We start from the raw sequence: 19,431 nt of genomic DNA on the forward strand, positions 1-19,431 counted from the left end.
ATTCTGCGGCGAAGACCTCGTCCGATCGGAGTGCGCTTCTGGCTCGGCTCGAGCTTTCGCGTGCCGGACTGGCGCTTCTTCGCACCCGAGCCCGGACAGACCGACGGCCACGTTCTCGTGCGAGTCGTGCGCGCAGACGGCACCGCCGATCACTGGCAGGTGACCCATGAGCATCGCAAGCGGGCCTTGTGGCACGCCCTGTATTTTCCGGCGCACCGGCTCGACAAGGGGTTCTTCGACGTGGTGAGCGGGCTCGCCATGCGCATGCAGTCGCTCGAGGGGCCGTTCGAAGAGCTCACCGAGTACCGGGCTCTCGTCGAGCATGCGGGGGGATACCTGGCGAAACAGCGCCTGCCCAGCGACGCCGTCGGCTTTCAGCTGATGGTCGTCGAAGATGCCGGTTACGACACCGACGAAGATCTGCAGATCAAGCTGTTCTCGCGCCGCGAGAGCCTCACGGCCGCGTGATGAGCCGGTCGGGCATCCGCGGAAAGTTGCGGATGCCGCGGCGCGAGGGTTATCGTCGGCGCATGCCTTCGGCCACGCTCCCGCTCTGCACGCGGTCCTCGAGCGCGCCGACGGGCGTTGCGATCGGCGCAGCTGGGCGCCGACGTCTGGGCGGACGCCGACTCTAGGCGACCCCGTCATCCGCCGTGCGGCGGACCCCCGACGATGTCGTGGGACGCGGGAGTCGCCGCCACAGGCACCCGACCCCAGACTCTAAGGTGGAATCCATGACATATTCGGTCGCCGTCTCCGGCGCATCCGGCTATGCGGGCGGTGAGATCCTTCGGATCCTCGCCGCGCATCCCGACGTCGAGATCCGCACCGTGACCGCGCATTCGAACGCGGGACAGCCACTCATCCAGCATCAGCCGCACCTGCGCTCGCTCGCGCACCTGACCTTGCGCGAGACGACGCCCGAGGTTCTTGCGGGGCACGACATCGTCTTCCTCGCGCTGCCCCACGGCCAATCCGGCCAGTACACCGACGCTCTCGGCGACACCGCGCTCGTGATCGACGCCGGTGCGGACCACCGCCTCGAATCGGTGTCGGACTGGGACCGCTTCTACGGGGGCGACTTCCATGACCCGTGGGTGTACGGCGTACCGGAACTGCCGGTCGCCGGCATGAAGCAGCGCGACCGGCTGGTCGGTGCGACGCGGATCGCCGCGCCGGGCTGCAACGCCTCGACTGTCAGCCTGAGCCTGGCGCCGGGCATGGCCGCGGGGGTCATCGACCCCTCCGACATCGTCACGGTGCTCGCGGTCGGCCCCAGCGGAGCGGGCAAGAGCCTCAAGACGAACTTGCTCGCCAGCGAAATCCTCGGCTCCGCCAATCCCTATGCGGTCGGCGGCACGCACCGGCATATCCCCGAGATCCGGCAGGCGCTCGCCGCCGCAAGACATCGCGGGGATGCCGCGGAACCCGTGGCCGCCGATGAGGGCATTCGCATCTCATTCACCCCGGTCATCGTGCCGATGGCCCGGGGGATCCTCGCGACCTCGACGGCGCCGATCACCGGCGGTGCTTCCGATGCCGCGATCCGCGACGCCTGGCTGGCCGCGTACGACGGTGAGACGTTCGTGCAGGTTCTGCCCGAGGGGCAATTCCCGCGCACGGCCGACGTCCTGGGCGCGAACACGGCGCTCATGGGTCTCGCGGTCGATCGTGCCGCGAACCGTGTCGTCGTGGTCACCGCCCTCGACAACCTCACCAAGGGCACGGCAGGCGCCGCTGTCCAGTCCATGAACATCGCGCTCGGTCTCGCCGAAGGCACGGCGCTGAGCGTGAACGGAGTTGCGCCGTGAGCGTCACGACACCCCGAGGTTTCGAAGCGGCCGGAGTCGCCGCAGGACTCAAGTCGACCGGTAAGCCCGATGTCGCCGTCGTCGTCAATCGCGGCCCGCTGAAGGTCGGTGCGGCCGTGTTCACCTCGAACCGCGCGAAGGCGAATCCCATCCTGTGGTCGCAGCGCGCGATCCAGGACGGCGTGGTCGAGGCCATCGTGCTCAATTCCGGTGGCGCGAACTGCTTCACGGGCGCGTTCGGGTTCCAGACGACGCACGCGACCGCAGAGAAGGCGGCGGCGCTCCTCGACGTGAGCGCGGGCGACATCCAGGTGTGCTCGACGGGGCTCATCGGCACGGGCGACGAGGTCTTCCGCGCCAAAGTGCTGGCCGGCACCGAGCAGGCGATAGCCGAGCTCTCGGACGACGGCGGCACCGCGGCATCCGAAGCCATCATGACGACCGATTCGCGGCCCAAGACGAGCGCGGTCACCTCAGACGGATGGGCCATCGGCGGGATCGCGAAGGGTGCCGGGATGCTGGCGCCCGGCCTCGCGACGATGCTCGTGGTCCTCACGACCGACGCCGTCCTGACCGCTGCCGAGGCCGACGCGCACCTCCGGGCGGCGACGCGCGTGAGCTTCGACCGACTCGACTCCGACGGCTGCATGTCCACGAACGACCAGGTCACCCTGATGGTGAGCGGTGCGTCGGGTACGACGCCGGACCCCGACGATTTCCGCCGGACGCTCATCGACGTGTGCACGGACCTCGCCGTGCAGCTGCAGGGCGACGCCGAGGGAGCAAGCCACGACATCACGATCCAGGTCGTCGGCGCGGCATCCGAAGACGACGCCGTCGAGGTGGGCCGATCCGTCGCCCGCAACAACCTCTTCAAGGCCGCGATCTTCGGCAACGACGCCAACTGGGGGCGCGTGCTCGCCGCGATCGGCACGACCGAGGCGGCCTTCGACCCGTACGACGTCGATGTCTGGATGAACGGCGTGCGCGTGTGCACGCAGGGCGGACCCGACCGACCCCGCGAGGACGTCGACCTCACGCCGCGCGCGACGGCCCTGCTGATCGACCTCAAGACGGGTCCTGCGGCGGCGACGATCTATACGAACGACCTCACGCACGATTACGTCCACGAGAACAGCGCCTACTCCTCATGACAGACATCCAGGACACCGATCCCGCCGAAGCGAGCCGCAGAGCGATCACGCTCATCGAGTCCCTGCCGTGGCTGCGCCGCTTCAGCGACCAGATCATCGTCATCAAGTACGGCGGCAACGCGATGGTCTCCGAAGAGCTGCAGGACGCCTTCGCCGCCGACATCGCGTATCTGCGCTACGTCGGCATCAAGCCCGTCGTCGTGCACGGCGGGGGACCGCAGATCTCGTCGATGCTCGACCGGCTCGAGATCCCGAGCGAGTTCAAGGGCGGCTACCGCGTCACCTCGACCGAAGCCATCTCGGTCGTGCGCATGGTGCTGACCGGACAGATCAACCCGCAGCTCGTCGGCAAGATCAACGCCCACGGCCCCGTCGCCACGGGGCTGAGCGGCGAGGACGCGGGGCTGTTCGGCGGTCGCCGTCGCGGCGTCGTGATCGAGGGCGTCGAGCACGATCTCGGCCGCGTGGGCGACGTCGTGAACGTCGACCCGCAGCCCGTGCTCGATCAGATCGCCGCGGGGCGCATCCCCGTCGTCTCGTCGATCGCCCCCGATCTCGACCAGGCAGGCCATTCGCTCAACGTGAACGCGGATGCCGCGGCGTCAGCCCTCGCCGTTGCGCTGGGTGCCGCCAAGCTCGTCATCCTGACCGATGTCGCGGGTCTCTACGCCGATTGGCCGAACCGCGACTCGCTCGTCTCGCACATCACCTCGAGCGCGCTGCGCGACATGCTTCCGCACCTCGAGTCGGGCATGATCCCGAAGATGAACGCATGCCTGGAAGCGGTCGAGGGCGGCGTCGAGACGGCCGCGATCATCGACGGCCGCGTGCCGCACTCGGTGCTCGTCGAGATCTTCACCAGCAAGGGAATCGGAACAGAAGTGGTGAGCGCATGACCTGGCAGGACGACGAAGGACGAGACCTCGTTCGCAGCTTCGCACCGCGGATGGCAATGCTCGTCCGCGGCGAGGGATCCCACGTGTGGGATGCCGACGGACGCCGCTACCTGGACTTTCTCGCAGGCATCGCCGTCACCTCGATCGGCCACGCCCACCCCGTGTTCGTCGACGCCGTCGCATCGCAGGCGGCGATCCTGGCACACGTGTCGAACTTCTTCGCGACGCCGCCGCAGCTCGAGCTCGCGGCACGCCTCAAGCGCCTCGCCGGCACGGGCGATGCGGGTCGGGTGTACTTCGGCAACTCCGGCGCCGAGGCCAACGAGGCCGCCTTCAAGCTCGCCCGCCTGCACGGGGGCACGGAGCGTCCGCGCATCCTGGCTCTTACGGACGCCTTCCACGGCCGCACGATGGGCACGCTCGCCCTGACCGGCAAGCCCGCGATGCAGGAACCGTTTCTGCCCATGACGCCGGGGGTCGAGTTCATCGACTCGACCATCGAGGCGCTCGAAGCGGCGCTCGATGACCGGGTCGCTGCGCTGTTCCTCGAACCAGTCAAGGGCGAAGCGGGCGTCGTGGAGCTGCCGGCGGGATACCTCGAAGCGGCCCGTGAGCTCACGGCTCGGCACGGCGCACTGCTCATCATCGACGAGATCCAGACCGGCGCAGGCCGCACGGGGGAGTGGTTCGCCTTCCAGCGCGCGGGAATCGTGCCCGACGCGATCACGGTCGCCAAGGGCATCGGGGGCGGGTTCCCCATCGGTGCCCTCATCACGTTCGAAGCCGCGAGCGACCTGTTCTACCCCGGCACGCACGGTACGACGTTCGGCGGCAACGCTCTCGGCACGGCGGCAGCCAACGCCGTCCTCGGCGAGATCGAGCGGTCCGGCCTGCTCGCCAATGCCGCCGAGCGCGGCGCGCAGCTGACGCAGGTCATCGCGCGCATCGACTCACCCCTGGTGACCGGATGCCGCGGCCTCGGACTGCTCATCGGCGTCGGGCTGCGGCATCCCGTCGCGAAGCAGGTCGTTGAGGCGGCGATGCAGCGCGGACTCATCGTGAACGCCCCCAATGACAGCACGATCCGGCTCGTGCCGGCACTGAACATCGCCGACGTCGAGGTCGACGAATTCGAGACGCTCTTCGCGGCAGCCCTGTCGGCCGTCGAGGCGGACCTGGAAGGAAACGCATGACCCGTCATCTGCTGCGCGACGACGATCTGACGCAGGCCGAGCAGAGCGAGATCCTCGATCTCGCCATCGAGCTCAAGAAGGACCGCTGGGCGGACAAGAGCCTCGCGGGGCCGCAGACCGTCGCGGTCATCTTCGACAAGTCCTCGACGAGGACGCGGGTCTCGTTCGCCGTCGGCATCGCCGACCTCGGCGGTTCGCCGCTGATCATCTCGACGGCGAACAGCCAGCTCGGCGGCAAGGAGACCCCCTCCGACACGGCGCGCGTGCTCGAGCGGCAGGTCGCGGCGATCGTCTGGCGCACCTACGCGCAGGCGGGCCTCGAAGAGATGGCGCGGGACACGCGCGTACCGGTCGTGAACGCCCTCTCCGACGACTTCCACCCGTGCCAGCTGCTGGCCGACCTTCTGACGATCCGCGAGCACAAGGGTGAGCTGAAGGGCCTCACCCTTGCCTTCTTCGGCGACGGCAAGTCGAACATGGCGCACTCGTATGTCCTGGCCGGCGTCACGGCGGGGATGCACGTACGCGTCGCGTCGCCCGAGGAGTACTCGCCGCGCGACGACGTCATCGCAGACGCCGATCGCCGCGCTGCCGAAACGGGCGGGTCGGTGACGCTGTACACCGATGCGATCGAGGCGGCCGCAGGTGCCGATGTCATCGTGACCGACACGTGGGTGTCGATGGGCAAGGAAGAAGAGAAGCTCGCACGGCTTCGCGACCTCGGCGCCTACAAGGTGACCGAGGAGATCATGCAGCTCGCTGACCCCGAGGCCATCTTCATCCACTGCCTGCCGGCCGACCGGGGGTACGAAGTCGACTCCGACGTCATCGACGGCCCGCAGAGTGTCGTGTGGGATGAAGCCGAGAACCGGCTGCACGCGCAGAAGGCGCTGCTCGTCTGGCTGCTGCGGCAGCGGTGACCCGACCATGACGGTGAACGAGAAGTCGGTCGCATCGCGCACGTGGCTTGCGTCGCGCTGGCAGCGACTGAACGGCGCGGGTCGGGTCACGGGCGTCGACCTCGCGCGCGGCCTCGCCGTCATCGGCATGCTGACCGCCCACCTCATCGCCATCGAGGTCGCGTTCGAGTGGCCCGAACCAGAATCATGGATCGCCGTCGTCGACGGACGCTCGTCGATCCTGTTCGCGACCCTTGCCGGCGTATCGATCGGGCTCGTGACGGGCGGAGCGACGCCGCTGCGCGGATCGCCGATGATGATCGCGCGGCTGCGCCTTGCCGTGCGGGCTGCGCTGCTGTGGGTCCTCGGCGTCGTGCTCATCGAGACGGGCGTGCCTGTCTACGTCATCCTGCCGGCGTACGCGATCATGTTCCTGCTCGCGCTCGCCTTCGTCTCCCTCAGGGCGCGCGTTCTGCTGATCATCGCGGGAGTGCTCGGGGTCGTCATGCCCTTCGTGCAGGTATCGCTGGACGCACTGCCTGTGTGGTCGTCGGTGGGTGGATCCGAACTGTCGCTCATCCTCGGCTGGCACTACCCCTTCACCGTCTGGATCGCGTTCGTCCTCGCGGGGCTTGGCGTCGCGCGTGCCGACATCCGTCGGGCGCGCGTGCAGGTGCGGATGCTGCTGTGGGGGACCGTCGTGTCGCTCTTCGGCTACGGAGTGGGCCGCGGTATCGGCGCGACCGAGGGCGCCCTGCAGGTCGAGCCGCATTCGAGTGGCCTGTTCGAGGTCATCGGATCGGGTGGCTTCGCGATCGCCGTCATCGGCGGCTGCCTGCTGCTGTGCCGCACACCACTCACATGGGTCGTGCTGCCGTTGCGGGCGGTCGGCGCCATGCCGCTGACGGCCTACACGGCGCAGCTCGTCGCGTGGGCCATCATTGCGACCCTTGTCGTCGGACGCGCGGGAGACCTCAGCGGCTTCCGGGCGCTCGAGCCGTTCTGGCCTATGACGCTGATCCTCGTCGTGTTCTGCACGGCATGGGCGCTGCTCATCGGTCGCGGCCCGCTCGAGTGGGTGTTCGACCGGATCGCCCGACTCATCGTCCGGACCGACGCCGGGCGCACGCGGTCCCGCCGATAAGCTGTCGGGGTGAGTGACGACACCCCGACGACAGATGACCACGGCACCAACGAAGGCGCGCTGTGGGGTGCGAGATTCGCCTCGGGGCCTGCCCCCGAACTGGCTGTGCTGAGTCGCTCGACGCACTTTGACTGGGACCTCGCGCTGTACGACATCGCGGGTTCGCACGCGCACGCGAAGGCGCTCGCCGCGGCCGGCTACCTCACCGCCGATGAGGAGCACGCGATGCACGTCGGACTCGACGCGCTCGCCCGCCGAGTCGCCGACGGCACCCTCGTCGCCGCCGAGGCGGACGAAGACGTGCACGGCGCTCTCGAACAGGCGCTCATCGCCGAGGTCGGCCCCGACCTCGGCGGCAAGTTGCGCGCCGGACGCAGTCGCAACGACCAGATCGCGACGCTCGTGCGGATGTATCTGATCGACCACGCGCGCACGATCACGCGCGACATCCTGCGAGTCGTCGATGCGATCGTCGCGCAGGCTGAGGCGCACCCCGGTGCCATCATGCCCGGGCGCACCCACCTGCAGCACGCCCAGCCCGTGCTGCTCGCTCACCACCTGCAGGCACATGCGTGGCCGCTCGTGCGCGATGTCGAACGACTGCGTGACTGGATGGCGCGGGCCGTCGTCTCGCCGTACGGCGGCGGAGCCCTCGCCGGATCCACGCTGGGCCTGGACCCTCAGCTCGTCGCGACCGAACTCGGCCTCGACCGGCCCGCCGAGAACTCGATCGACGGCACCTCGGCCCGTGACGTCGTCGCGGAGTTCGCCTTCATCGCCGCCATGATCGGCATCGACCTGTCGCGGTTCGCCGAAGAGATCATCGTGTGGAACACGCGCGAGTTCGGCTTCGTCACGCTCGATGACCGCTACTCGACGGGTTCGAGCATCATGCCGCAGAAGAAGAACCCCGACATCGCTGAGCTGGCGCGGGGCAAGGCCGGTCGACTCCTCGGCAACCTGACGGGCCTGCTCGCGACTCTGAAAGCACTCCCGCTCGCGTACAACCGCGATCTGCAGGAAGACAAGGAGCCCGTCTTCGACTCGGTGCGAACCCTCGAGACGGTGCTGCCGGCGTTCGCGGGCATGATCGCGACGATGCGCTTCGACGTCGAACGCATGGCTGAGCTCGCGCCCCAGGGATTCTCGCTCGCGACGGATGTCGCCGAGTGGCTCGTCAAGCGCGGAGTCCCGTTCCGTGACGCGCACGAGATCTCGGGCTCGCTCGTCCGGGCCTGCGAGACGCGGGGGATCGGACTCGAGGATGCCTCCGATGATCTGCTCGCCGAGGTGTCTGCGCACCTGGTTCCCGAGGTGCGCAGCGTCCTCACGATCGAAGGGTCGGTCGCCAGCCGTGATGGGGTCGGAGGCACCGCCCCGCAGCGCGTCGCGGAGCAGCGCACGCAGCTGATCGAACGCGTGCAGGCGTCAGCGCTTGCGCTCGGCCTGAATTAGATCTCATCCTTATATTGAACTCAAATAAGCGTATGATGGCGGGATGCATGGCGTAGGAGTCATCACCGACATCGTTCGCTCGCGAGATCTGGCCCATCGCCAGGAGGCGCAGGTGGCCGTCCATCGGGCCTTCGAAGTGGCTCACGCCGTCGTCCAGCCCGCCGAGCCTCTGTGGGCCACGGCGGGAGACGAATTCCAGTCCGTCTACCCCACCGCGCAGGCAGCGCTCGGCGTCACGATGCTCGTGCGTGTTCTCCTGCCATCGGATATCGACTGTCGGTTCGGGCTCGGCGAGGGGGAGTACCAGCAGGTCGAGCGGAGCGTGGGAGGCACCTCGATCCAGGACGGCCCCGCGTGGTGGCGCGCGCGCGAGGCCATCGCCGCCGTCCATCGCCGGCAGGACCACGGTCACCCATACCTTCGCGCGTGGTTCTCGTGTGGCACGCCCGCGCAGGACGACATCGTGAATTCCTTCCTCGTGTCGCGCGACTTCGTCGTCACGCGGATGACGCCGCGGCATCGACGGATCGCGGGGGAGTACTGGATCGGCCGGTCGCAGGCCGACATCGCCCGCGACGAGGGCGTGTCCCAGTCCGCGATCTCGCAGGCGCTTCAGCGCTCAGGCGCGACGGCGCTCAAGCTCGCGCTGGACAACCTGCTCCTCGGAGGTGCGTGAGGTCAGTCCTGCGCCGCGATGAGGTAGCCGGCCGATGCAAGCAGAGCCCAGCCCACGCTGGTCAGGGTTCCCAGGACGCGGGCGGCGGGAGTCGTATTTCCGCGTTCGGCGGGAACCGCGTATGAGCCGAGCGCCTTGACGCCGAGAAGGAGTGCGGCGACTTCGGGGAGGCCGAGAATCAGCGCGAGAGTGAATCCGAATCGTTCGACGAGGCCCACCCATCCCGTCGCTGGAAGCTCGTCGCTCGGCTCCGACGGGATCTGGAGAGCCCGCTCCAGCACCTTCCCTGTGACCGGCCAGCCCGCCGTCGTGGCCGCGCCGAGCGTCGAGATGGCGAGGATCACCCGATCCAACACAGTTGGCGGGGGTGCGAGCAGGACAAAGACGATTGCGGCGATGCACAGCACGACACAGGCGACGACGACCCAGGCGTCCTGCGACCAGCGCGCGCGAGAGACCAGCGTCGCGGCTCCAAGGGCCGCCACCGCCAGTAGGGCGGCCGAAGCAAGAAGGATCATGGGAGTCTCCAGGTCATCGGGGGTCGATGCATTCGTCGGTTCCGATCATGCCGCACAGTGCGCGGGCACCTTGAGAGCCCATACGCTCGTCGGATGCAGAGTCCGTCGGTAGCCGTGATCGCAGACATCGTCGGCTCACGCCGCCTGCTCGATCGGGTGGCGGCGCAGCACACGATCGAACGCGTGATCGACCAGATCGAGCACGCGTTCGGTCGGGCCGACGTCAAGATGAGCGCCACGGTCGGCGACGAGTTCGAGGCCGTGTTCAGCGACCTGCCGACCGCGACGAGGTGGCTTGCGCTTCTCAGGCTGGCGCTGCCCCCGGGGCTCGATTTGCGTTTCGGTCTGGGGGTGGGGTCCATCGAGTCCGTCGCCACGGCCACACGCGTCCTCTCGGAAGGGCCCGGCTGGTGGGCCGCGCGCGACGCGATCGAGATCGTTCACGGCCTGCAGAAACGCACCGCGCCGAGCGCACGCACGTGGGTCGTCGCCGCGGCAGGGCATGATGCCGCCATGGCACAGACCGTCCGCCTCGCGAACGCCTACGCGCTCTCGCACGATCACATCGTGGGGGCTATGAGCGCTCGCGCCCGGCGCCTGACCTATGGGCGGTGCCTCGGCGAAACGCAGGGGGATCTCGCGCGGGCCGAAGGCATCAGTCAGTCCGCCGTGTCGCAGGCGCTCGCGGCTGCCGGCGCAGGGTCCATCCTCGAAGGGCTGACGCAGCTCGTTCGCGAGGTGCGCGCATGATCGTCGCCGGGCTCGCCCTGCTCGCCGTCGGCACCGCCGACCTGATCCGTCAGTTCCAGACCACGCGCCGCCGTGGGATCGCGATGGCGCTCGCCGCAGTGCTGCTCTTCCTCGTCGCCGTGCTCGTCGACGCCGCGCTCTGGGGACTGGTCGCCCTCGCGGTCGCCGCGGTCTGGGTGCTCACGATGCCGGCCCGAGGCGGCGCCCGTGCCGGGCTGTGGCCCGTCGGTCTTCTCGGGGCGGCCGTCGCGGCGGCTGTCATCGTCGCGGGTCCTCGCTCCGCGACCCCCGCCTTCGACACGCTGTGGGCGCTGCCGGCGCCCGGCACGAGCGTGCCCGTCGACCTGCTGATACTCGTCGCCGGCGCGGTGGCGTTCCTGCTCGAATCCAGCAACATCGTCGTGCGCACGGCGTTGCGCGCCGAGCACACGGCGGGTGCAGATGAGACCGAGACCACGACGACGGGCGGTCTCAAGGGTGGGCGACTCATCGGCCCGCTCGAGCGCGTGCTCGTCTTCGCTCTGATGCTCGCGGGCGCCTACACCCTCATCGCTGCGGTCCTCGCGGCGAAGGGAATCGTCCGCTTCCCCGAGATCTCGCGTGACAGCAGCGACGGCAATCGGGCTGAGTTCTTCCTCGTCGGCAGCCTCGTCAGCTGGGTGCTCGCTCTCGCCGCCGCTCTGCTGGTGTGGTGGGCCGCGCGCTGAGGGCGGCACGAGCTCCATCTTCTGCGCTGATAACCTGAAAAGCGTGTCATCCAGCCTCGTGAGCGCGACCGCGCCCGCCAACGATCCGACGTTCGAGAACGTCTGGGACGAGATCGTCTGGCGTGGACTCGTGCATGTGTCCACCGATCAGACTGCGCTCCGCGAGCTCCTGTCGGGCGACCCGATCACGTATTACTGCGGCTTCGATCCGACAGCTCCCAGCCTGCATCTGGGCAACCTCGTACAGCTCCTCCTGCTGCGCCGCCTTCAGCTGGCCGGCCACAAGCCGCTCGGGCTCGTCGGGGGATCCACCGGTCTCATCGGCGATCCTCGCCCGTCGGCCGAGCGCACCTTGAACACGCGCGAAACGGTCCAGGAGTGGGTCGCCCGCCTTCGCTCACAGGTCGAGCGATTCCTCAGCTTCGACGGCGACAACGCCGCTCGCTTGGTCAACAACCTCGACTGGACGGCGCCGCTGAGTGCGATCGACTTCCTTCGCGAAGTCGGCAAGCACTACCGCGTCGGCACGATGCTCAAGAAAGACGCCGTTGCAGCTCGGCTCAACTCCGAGGCCGGCATCAGCTACACCGAGTTCAGTTACCAGATCCTGCAGGGCATGGACTACCTCGAGCTGTACCGCCAGTACGACTGCGTGCTGCAGACGGGTGGCAGCGACCAGTGGGGCAACCTCACGAGCGGCACGGATCTGATCCACCGCGTCGAGGGTGTCTCGGTGCACGCGATCGGCACACCGCTGATCACCAACAGCGACGGCACGAAGTTCGGTAAGAGCGAGGGCAACGCGATCTGGCTGGATGCTGCGATGTGCAGCCCTTACCGGATGTACCAGTTCTGGCTCAACACCGATGACGCCGATGTCATCTCGCGCCTCAAGGTATTCACGTTCCTCACCCGCGACGAGATCGAGGAGTACGAGCGGCTCGTCGCCGCCGAACCGTTCCGCCGTGAGGCGCAGCGGCGACTCGCGCGCGAGGTCACGACCTACGTGCACGGTGTCGACGCGACGTCGGCTGTGATCGCAGCATCCGATGCGCTGTTCGGCCAGGGTGATCTGCACGCGCTCGACGCGGCGACCCTGCGCACGGCACTCGACGAACTGCCGAACACCAGCGTTGCGCGGGGCACCCCCGTGACTCAGGCTCTCGTCGAGACGGGGCTCGTCGCGAGCCTGTCCGAAGCCCGACGCGCCATCGCGCAGGGCGGCGTCTCGCTCGACGGCGTGAAGGTCACGGGTGACGATGCCGAGGTCATGGGCGCACTGCCCGGCGGCGTGTCGGTGCTGCGACGCGGCAAGAAGACGCTGGCCGGCGTGTTCGTCGACGCCTGAGAAATGCCGTTCACGCCGAGCCACGCTGTCGTCGCGCTGCCGTTCGTGCGGACGCCGCTCGTGCCGGCGGCGATCGCGATCGGCGCGATGACCCCGGATCTGCCGCTGTTCGTGCGCGGACTTGCGTTGCACTACGGCCGCACGCATGACCTGACGTGGATCGCGGCGACGATCCTGCTCGCTTTCGTCCTGCTGCTCGTGTGGCGTTGCCTTCTGCGGCCGGCGGTTCGCGAGCTGTCACCGCGCTGGCTCGCCGAACGGCTTCCCGTTGACTGGGACGCACCCGCGACGGGGGCGTTCCGCGAGACGATTGGATTCCCGAGGCCCGGTGGCTTCTCGGTGCGAGCGCTGACGATGACGGTCCTGTCACTGGCTTTCGGCGTCGTGACTCACATCGTGTGGGATCTGTTCACCCATGAGGGACGTTGGGGAGTGGCCCTTGTCCCGGTGCTCGACCAGCGGTGGGGTCCGCTGGCGGGATACGCCTGGCTCCAGCACGGTTCCAGCGTGATCGGGCTTGCGATCATCGGCGTCTGGATGCTGGTCTGGTTCGCCCGAGCGAACACAGCACCTGTTGAGCGGATCCTCTCCGCGTGGGTTCGCGGAGTGTGGTGGCTCTCGCTGCCGACGGCCCTCATCGGTGCGTGGTCTTGGGGCCTCGCTTCCTTCGGCCCGCTCGACGATGACTTCACAGTGGCCCATTTGGCATACCGCGTGCTCCCGCCTGCGTGCGCCGTGTGGGGCATCGTGACAGTCGCGCTGGCGATGGTCGTCCAGGTGCGGCGGTCGTCGATGCGGCGTGCCGCACGAGCAGCGGGCTGATTCCCCCCACGATCTGGTCTGCGTGCGCCTCCTATGCGCGTCCCCCGTGCGGCCTGCGCCGGCTCAGCCACCGGAAGCCGCGGAAAACCGCGAAAACGCAGGACGACACGCCCGGGGTCCGAGCAGGATTTGCCGTACCCCTGGGAGCCACGTAACTTATTACTTGTTCGCCCCACAGGGATGCGGAGAGGCCGAGAGCCTTACCCCCCTCAAGCGGAGAACCGCCCCCATCCTGATCCTCTTGAGGATCGCGACCCTCGGGTCTAGGATGAGGTTCCCACTCCTCGAACTGCTGATGAGTGCTGACCGGAGACGCTAAACAGTCGCGGTGAGCCGATTTGACAAGCAAGAGCGAGCGGGATAAACTAGAGAAGTTGCCCGGCGGGCTGGCTTGAGGCCGAACGCCTGGGGCCGATCTAGCTTCGAAGAGCCGTCGATGACTGCTGTTCCTGACATTTTGTCGGGAGCGCTGATTTGACAGGCGCGGAGCGACATGTAAGATAGTGAAGTTGCCCTGCGGGCAGAGCCGAGAGGCCGAGTAGCAGGAGCATCCGATCCTTGAGAACTCAACAGCGTGCACTTGTCAAATGCCAAATTACCTCGTTCCAGCTTCGGCTGGATGAGATTCCTTTGGATCAAAGTCCGGCCTTCGGGTCGGCAACGGATATGTCAGCAATGACATCCATTTGGTCAGTTCAAACTCGCTGCTTCGACCTTTTTCCGGTCGTGGTCAGCAAAATTTCTTTACGGAGAGTTTGATCCTGGCTCAGGATGAACGCTGGCGGCGTGCTTAACACATGCAAGTCGAACGGTGAAGGTGGAGCTTGCTCTGCTGGATCAGTGGCGAACGGGTGAGTAACACGTGAGCAATCTGCCCCTGACTCTGGGATAACAGTTGGAAACAGCTGCTAATACCGGATACGAGCTGCGAAGGCATCTTCAGCAGCTGGAAAGAATTTCGGTCAGGGATGAGCTCGCGGCCTATCAGCTTGTTGGTGAGGTAACGGCTCACCAAGGCGTCGACGGGTAGCCGGCCTGAGAGGGTGACCGGCCACACTGGGACTGAGACACGGCCCAGACTCCTACGGGAGGCAGCAGTGGGGAATATTGCACAATGGGCGCAAGCCTGATGCAGCAACGCCGCGTGAGGGACGACGGCCTTCGGGTTGTAAACCTCTTTTAGCAGGGAAGAAGCGAAAGTGACGGTACCTGCAGAAAAAGCACCGGCTAACTACGTGCCAGCAGCCGCGGTAATACGTAGGGTGCAAGCGTTATCCGGAATTATTGGGCGTAAAGAGCTCGTAGGCGGTTTGTCGCGTCTGCTGTGAAACCCCGAGGCTCAACCTCGGGCCTGCAGTGGGTACGGGCAGACTAGAGTGCGGTAGGGGAGATTGGAATTCCTGGTGTAGCGGTGGAATGCGCAGATATCAGGAGGAACACCGATGGCGAAGGCAGATCTCTGGGCCGTAACTGACGCTGAGGAGCGAAAGGGTGGGGAGCAAACAGGCTTAGATACCCTGGTAGTCCACCCCGTAAACGTTGGGAACTAGTTGTGGGGTCCATTCCACGGATTCCGTGACGCAGCTAACGCATTAAGTTCCCCGCCTGGGGAGTACGGCCGCAAGGCTAAAACTCAAAGGAATTGACGGGGACCCGCACAAGCGGCGGAGCATGCGGATTAATTCGATGCAACGCGAAGAACCTTACCAAGGCTTGACATATACGAGAACGGGCCAGAAATGGTCAACTCTTTGGACACTCGTAAACAGGTGGTGCATGGTTGTCGTCAGCTCGTGTCGTGAGATGTTGGGTTAAGTCCCGCAACGAGCGCAACCCTCGTTCTATGTTGCCAGCACGTAATGGTGGGAACTCATGGGATACTGCCGGGGTCAACTCGGAGGAAGGTGGGGATGACGTCAAATCATCATGCCCCTTATGTCTTGGGCTTCACGCATGCTACAATGGCCGGTACAAAGGGCTGCAATACCGTAAGGTGGAGCGAATCCCAAAAAGCCGGTCCCAGTTCGGATTGAGGTCTGCAACTCGACCTCATGAAGTCGGAGTCGCTAGTAATCGTGGATCAGCAACGCCACGGTGAATACGTTCCCGGGTCTTGTACACACCGCCCGTCAAGTCATGAAAGTCGGTAACACCTGAAGCCGGTGGCCTAACCCTTGTGGAGGGAGCCGTCGAAGGTGGGATCGGTAATTAGGACTAAGTCGTAACAAGGTAGCCGTACCGGAAGGTGCGGCTGGATCACCTCCTTTCTAAGGAGCATCTGGCACTCTTCGGGGTGTCCAGGCGCCAGATTCGGGACGAATGTTCTCGACTGGTAGCTCATGGGTGGAACATTTGACTTGGTGCCGATCGGGGGATCTCGAACTTAGTACGCTGCTTGCAGTTGGAAGGGTTCTGGTGACGCTGCCGGCATATGCACGCTGTTGGGTCCTGAGGGACCGGATGCGCTCGGGCTTTTTGCTCGGTGCAGACGAACCTCAGGGCCTTTTCTGATTGCCGTTTTCGGCATGAGGTGAGGGTACCGCCCGTACTTTGAGAACTACACAGTGGACGCGAGCATCTTTGAGCTGACTTCGGTCAGTTCATATAGATGATCTTAAAGATCATTAGTCAATTTCATGTCGGACTTCGGTTCGACGTCGATTCTGATAAAACTCATGTGATTTCAAGTCTTTAAGAGCAAACGGTGGATGCCTTGGCATCTGGAGCCGAAGAAGGACGTAGCAATCTGCGATAAGCCTCGGGGAGTGGATAAGCACACTTTGATCCGAGGGTCTCCGAATGGGGAAACCCCGCTGGGCGGCTTGCCGACCTAGTGACTCCCGCCTGAATATATAGGGCGGGTAGAGGGAACGTGGGGAAGTGAAACATCTCAGTACCCACAGGAAGAGAAAGCAACCGCGATTCCGTTAGTAGTGGCGAGCGAAACCGGAACAGGCTAAACCGAGTACGTGTGATATCCGGCAGGAGTTGCGTATTCGGGGTTGTGGGACTTTTCAGGTTGCTCTGCCGAGCAGCCGGCGTTACAAGAAGGTATAGACGAACGGTCTTGAAAGGCCGGTCAAAGAGGGTGCCAACCCCGTAGTCGAAATGCCTCCCTTGGCGCGAAGAGTATCCCAAGTAGCACGGGGCCCGAGAAATCCCGTGTGAATCTGTCAGGACCACCTGATAAGCCTAAATACTCCCAGATGACCGATAGCGGACAAGTACCGTGAGGGAAAGGTGAAAAGTACCCCGGGAGGGGAGTGAAATAGTACCTGAAACCGTTTGCTTACAAACCGTTGGAGCCTCCTTAGTAGGGGTGACAGCGTGCCTTTTGAAGAATGAGCCTGCGAGTTAGCGATATGTGGCGAGGTTAACCCGAGTGGGGTAGCCGTAGCGAAAGCGAGTCTGAATAGGGCGATTCAGTCGCATGTCCTAGACCCGAAGCGAAGTGATCTATCCATGGCCAGGTTGAAGCGCGTGTAAGAGCGCGTGGAGGACCGAACCCACTTAGGTTGAAAACTGAGGGGATGAGCTGTGGATAGGGGTGAAAGGCCAATCAAACTTCGTGATAGCTGGTTCTCTCCGAAATGCATTTAGGTGCAGCGTTGCGTGTTTCTTACCGGAGGTAGAGCTACTGGATGGCCGATGGGCCCTACAAGGTTACTGACGTCAGCCAAACTCCGAATGCCGGTAAGTGAGAGCGCAGCAGTGAGACTGTGGGGGATAAGCTTCATAGTCGAGAGGGAAACAACCCAGACCACCATCTAAGGTCCCTAAGCGCGTGCTAAGTGGGAAAGGATGTGGAGTTGCCTTGACAACCAGGAGGTTGGCTTAGAAGCAGCCACCCTTGAAAGAGTGCGTAATAGCTCACTGGTCAAGTGATTCCGCGCCGACAATGTAACGGGGCTCAAGCACGCCACCGAAGCTGTGGCATTGATATTTTTGGTAGGCCTTCGTGGTCCAGCCGTATTGATGGGTAGGAGAGCGTCGTGTGGCCAGCGAAGCGGCGGTGTGAACCAGCCGTGGAGGCTACACGAGTGAGAATGCAGGCATGAGTAGCGAAAGACGTGTGAGAAACACGTCCTCCGAAAGACCAAGGGTTCCAGGGTCAAGCTAATCTTCCCTGGGTAAGTCGGGACCTAAGGCGAGGCCGACAGGCGTAGTCGATGGACAACGGGTTGATATTCCCGTACCGGCGAAGAACCGCCCAAGCTAATCCAGTGGTGCTAAGAGTCCTAGCCAGGAATGATCGGATCCCTTCGGGGTGATGACGTCTTGGTGAACGCTCGACCCCATGCTGGTGCGGTTAGCGTATTAACAGGTGTGACGCAGGAAGGTAGCCCAGCCAGGCGATGGTAGTCCTGGTGCAAGTGCGTAGGCCGAGCGATAGGCAAATCCGTCGCTCACATAGGCTGAGACACGATGCGGATGAAAAGTGGGTGATCCTATGCTGCCAAGAAAAGCATCGACGCGAGGTTCTAGCTGCCCGTACCCCAAACCGACTCAGGTGGTCAGGTAGAGAATACCAAGGAGATCGAGAGAATCGTGGTTAAGGAACTCGGCAAAATGCCCCCGTAACTTCGGGAGAAGGGGGGCCTTCGACGTATTAGGACTTGCTCCGAAAGCGTTTGGAGGCCGCAGAGACTAGTGGGTAGCGACTGTTTACTAAAAACACAGGTCCGTGCCAAGTCGCAAGACGATGTATACGGACTGACGCCTGCCCGGTGCTGGAAGGTTAAGAGGACCGGTTAGCCGCAAGGCGAAGCTGAGAATTTAAGCCCCAGTAAACGGCGGTGGTAACTATAACCATCCTAAGGTAGCGAAATTCCTTGTCGGGTAAGTTCCGACCTGCACGAATGGCGTAACGACTTCCCAACTGTCTCAACCGCGAACTCGGCGAAATTGCAATACGAGTAAAGATGCTCGTTACGCGCAGCAGGACGGAAAGACCCCGTGACCTTTACTACAGCTTGGTATTGGTGTTCGGTGTGGCTTGTGTAGGATAGGTGGGAGACTTTGAAGCATGGACGCCAGTTCATGTGGAGTCATTGTTGAAATACCACTCTGGTCACTCTGGATATCTAACTTCGAACCGTAATCCGGTTCAGGGACAGTGCCTGGTGGGTAGTTTAACTGGGGCGGTTGCCTCCCAAAAAGTAACGGAGGCGCCCAAAGGTTCCCTCAACCTGGTTGGCAATCAGGTGGCGAGTGTAAGTGCACAAGGGAGCTTGACTGTGAGACTGACAGGTCGAGCAGGGACGAAAGTCGGGACTAGTGATCCGGCAGTGGCTTGTGGAAGCGCTGTCGCTCAACGGATAAAAGGTACCTCGGGGATAACAGGCTGATCTTGCCCAAGAGTCCATATCGACGGCATGGTTTGGCACCTCGATGTCGGCTCGTCGCATCCTGGGGCTGGAGTAGGTCCCAAGGGTTGGGCTGTTCGCCCATTAAAGCGGTACGCGAGCTGGGTTTAGAACGTCGTGAGACAGTTCGGTCCCTATCCGCTGCGCGCGTAGGAAGTTTGAGAGGATCTGACCCTAGTACGAGAGGACCGGGTTGGACGAACCTCTGGTGTGTCAGTTGTTCTGCCAAGAGCACCGCTGATTAGCTACGTTCGGGATGGATAACCGCTGAAAGCATCTAAGCGGGAAGCCGGCCTCAAGATGAGACTTCCATGCCTTCGGGCGAGAGGCTCCCAGCCAGACTACTGGGTTGATAGGCGAGATGTGGAAGCGTGGTAACACGTGTAGCTGACTCGTACTAATAAGCCGATGACTTGATAACACACCGTTTTTGGTGCTTGCGTCCACTGAGTGGTTCTCGATGTACGGTCGAGAACCGCATGACAATGACTTTGTTATGCTGATTGAAACATCAATAGTGTTTCGGCGGCCATAGCGTGAGGGAAACGCCCGGTTACATTCCGAACCCGGAAGCTAAGCCTCACAGCGCCGATGGTACTGCAGGGGGGACCCTGTGGGAGAGTAGGACACCGCCGGACTTCTTTCGAGAAAGGGCCACCCAATGCTGGGTGGCCCTTTCGCGTTTTAGGGGT

14 protein-coding genes and 3 rRNA genes are annotated in these 19,431 nt (G+C 64.4%); 16 read left to right on the forward strand and 1 reads right to left on the reverse strand.

The window, feature by feature from the left end; translation table 11 throughout:
• Nucleotides 1–30: 30 nt before the first annotated feature.
• The 9 genes from AC25YV_RS02640 to AC25YV_RS02680 all read left to right on the forward strand — a co-directional run bounded on the left by AC25YV_RS02640 (nt 31) and on the right by AC25YV_RS02680 (nt 9,228).
• Nucleotides 31–468: a hypothetical protein gene (locus AC25YV_RS02640; RefSeq protein ID WP_488122266.1), complete on the forward strand. Its 438-nt coding sequence runs from the start codon at nt 31–33 to the stop codon at nt 466–468.
• A gap of 266 nt (nt 469–734) precedes the next feature.
• Entirely contained in the window at nt 735–1,811 is a 1,077-nt protein-coding gene (gene argC, locus AC25YV_RS02645; protein ID WP_488122267.1) for an N-acetyl-gamma-glutamyl-phosphate reductase, read from the forward strand.
• Nucleotides 1,808–2,965 carry a bifunctional glutamate N-acetyltransferase/amino-acid acetyltransferase ArgJ gene (argJ, locus tag AC25YV_RS02650; protein ID WP_488122268.1) on the forward strand — a complete coding sequence of 386 codons (1,158 nt, stop codon included), beginning with the start codon at nt 1,808–1,810 and terminating at the stop codon, nt 2,963–2,965. Before argC ends, argJ begins: the two co-directional genes overlap by 4 nt.
• Nucleotides 2,962–3,861, forward strand: coding sequence for an acetylglutamate kinase (argB, locus tag AC25YV_RS02655; RefSeq protein ID WP_488122269.1), 900 nt, complete (start codon nt 2,962–2,964; stop codon nt 3,859–3,861). Before argJ ends, argB begins: the two co-directional genes overlap by 4 nt.
• On the forward strand, nt 3,858–5,054 hold the full coding sequence (locus AC25YV_RS02660; RefSeq protein WP_488122270.1) for an acetylornithine transaminase: 1,197 nt from the start codon (nt 3,858–3,860) through the stop codon (nt 5,052–5,054). The genes argB and AC25YV_RS02660 overlap by 4 nt, the downstream gene beginning before the upstream one ends.
• Nucleotides 5,051–5,974 (forward strand): ornithine carbamoyltransferase, encoded by a 924-nt coding sequence (gene argF / locus AC25YV_RS02665; protein ID WP_488122271.1) that lies wholly within the window; start codon nt 5,051–5,053, stop codon nt 5,972–5,974. Before AC25YV_RS02660 ends, argF begins: the two co-directional genes overlap by 4 nt.
• Nucleotides 5,975–5,981: 7 nt before the next feature.
• The gene (locus AC25YV_RS02670) at nt 5,982–7,097 is read left to right on the forward strand and encodes a heparan-alpha-glucosaminide N-acetyltransferase domain-containing protein (protein ID WP_488122272.1); all 1,116 of its coding nucleotides are present in this window, start codon (nt 5,982–5,984) and stop codon (nt 7,095–7,097) included.
• Between the two features lie 9 nt (nt 7,098–7,106).
• On the forward strand, nt 7,107–8,552 hold the full coding sequence (gene argH / locus AC25YV_RS02675) for an argininosuccinate lyase (RefSeq protein WP_488122273.1): 1,446 nt from the start codon (nt 7,107–7,109) through the stop codon (nt 8,550–8,552).
• A gap of 43 nt (nt 8,553–8,595) precedes the next feature.
• The gene (locus tag AC25YV_RS02680) at nt 8,596–9,228 is read left to right on the forward strand and encodes a SatD family protein (protein ID WP_488122274.1); all 633 of its coding nucleotides are present in this window, start codon (nt 8,596–8,598) and stop codon (nt 9,226–9,228) included.
• 2 nt (nt 9,229–9,230) lie between these two features.
• Here AC25YV_RS02680 and AC25YV_RS02685 read toward each other — a convergent pair whose 3' ends face one another.
• Nucleotides 9,231–9,746 (reverse strand): hypothetical protein, encoded by a 516-nt coding sequence (locus AC25YV_RS02685; RefSeq protein ID WP_488122275.1) that lies wholly within the window; start codon nt 9,744–9,746, stop codon nt 9,231–9,233.
• Between the two features lie 93 nt (nt 9,747–9,839).
• Between AC25YV_RS02685 and AC25YV_RS02690 the strand changes: the two genes are divergently transcribed.
• From AC25YV_RS02690 to rrf, 7 genes are all read left to right on the forward strand, one after another.
• Complete coding sequence (locus AC25YV_RS02690) at nt 9,840–10,496, forward strand: SatD family protein (RefSeq protein WP_488122276.1); 657 nt, start codon at nt 9,840–9,842, stop codon at nt 10,494–10,496.
• Complete coding sequence (locus AC25YV_RS02695; protein WP_488122277.1) at nt 10,493–11,203, forward strand: hypothetical protein; 711 nt, start codon at nt 10,493–10,495, stop codon at nt 11,201–11,203. The genes AC25YV_RS02690 and AC25YV_RS02695 overlap by 4 nt, the downstream gene beginning before the upstream one ends.
• A gap of 34 nt (nt 11,204–11,237) precedes the next feature.
• Nucleotides 11,238–12,551 (forward strand): tyrosine--tRNA ligase, encoded by a 1,314-nt coding sequence (gene tyrS / locus AC25YV_RS02700; protein WP_488122305.1) that lies wholly within the window; start codon nt 11,238–11,240, stop codon nt 12,549–12,551.
• Nucleotides 12,552–12,554: 3 nt separating this feature from the next.
• On the forward strand, nt 12,555–13,373 hold the full coding sequence (locus tag AC25YV_RS02705; RefSeq protein ID WP_488122278.1) for a DUF4184 family protein: 819 nt from the start codon (nt 12,555–12,557) through the stop codon (nt 13,371–13,373).
• 743 nt (nt 13,374–14,116) lie between these two features.
• A 16S ribosomal RNA gene (locus AC25YV_RS02710) occupies nt 14,117–15,640 on the forward strand.
• Between the two features lie 414 nt (nt 15,641–16,054).
• A 23S ribosomal RNA gene (locus AC25YV_RS02715) occupies nt 16,055–19,160 on the forward strand.
• Nucleotides 19,161–19,260: 100 nt separating this feature from the next.
• Nucleotides 19,261–19,377: ribosomal RNA gene (gene rrf, locus AC25YV_RS02720) — 5S ribosomal RNA — on the forward strand.
• Together the 16S, 23S and 5S rRNA genes form the textbook arrangement of a ribosomal RNA operon.
• The last annotated feature ends 54 nt before the right edge of the window (nt 19,378–19,431 follow it).

It is taken from the genome of Microbacterium sp. Y832 (assembly GCF_057669765.1).

Excerpts from the sequence above, each read along its gene's own strand:
- AC25YV_RS02670 (WP_488122272.1), top strand. The coding sequence starts at position 5,982 with ATGACGGTGAACGAGAAGTCGGTCGCATCGCGCACGTGGCTTGCGTCG.
- AC25YV_RS02695 (WP_488122277.1), top strand. The coding sequence starts at position 10,493 with ATGATCGTCGCCGGGCTCGCCCTGCTCGCCGTCGGCACCGCCGACCTG.
- AC25YV_RS02705 (WP_488122278.1), top strand. The coding sequence starts at position 12,555 with ATGCCGTTCACGCCGAGCCACGCTGTCGTCGCGCTGCCGTTCGTGCGG.
- argF (WP_488122271.1), top strand. The coding sequence starts at position 5,051 with ATGACCCGTCATCTGCTGCGCGACGACGATCTGACGCAGGCCGAGCAG.
- AC25YV_RS02680 (WP_488122274.1), top strand. The coding sequence starts at position 8,596 with ATGCATGGCGTAGGAGTCATCACCGACATCGTTCGCTCGCGAGATCTG.
- AC25YV_RS02685 (WP_488122275.1), bottom strand. The coding sequence starts at position 9,746 with ATGATCCTTCTTGCTTCGGCCGCCCTACTGGCGGTGGCGGCCCTTGGA.
- AC25YV_RS02690 (WP_488122276.1), top strand. The coding sequence starts at position 9,840 with ATGCAGAGTCCGTCGGTAGCCGTGATCGCAGACATCGTCGGCTCACGC.
- argB (WP_488122269.1), top strand. The coding sequence starts at position 2,962 with ATGACAGACATCCAGGACACCGATCCCGCCGAAGCGAGCCGCAGAGCG.
- AC25YV_RS02660 (WP_488122270.1), top strand. The coding sequence starts at position 3,858 with ATGACCTGGCAGGACGACGAAGGACGAGACCTCGTTCGCAGCTTCGCA.
- argC (WP_488122267.1), top strand. The coding sequence starts at position 735 with ATGACATATTCGGTCGCCGTCTCCGGCGCATCCGGCTATGCGGGCGGT.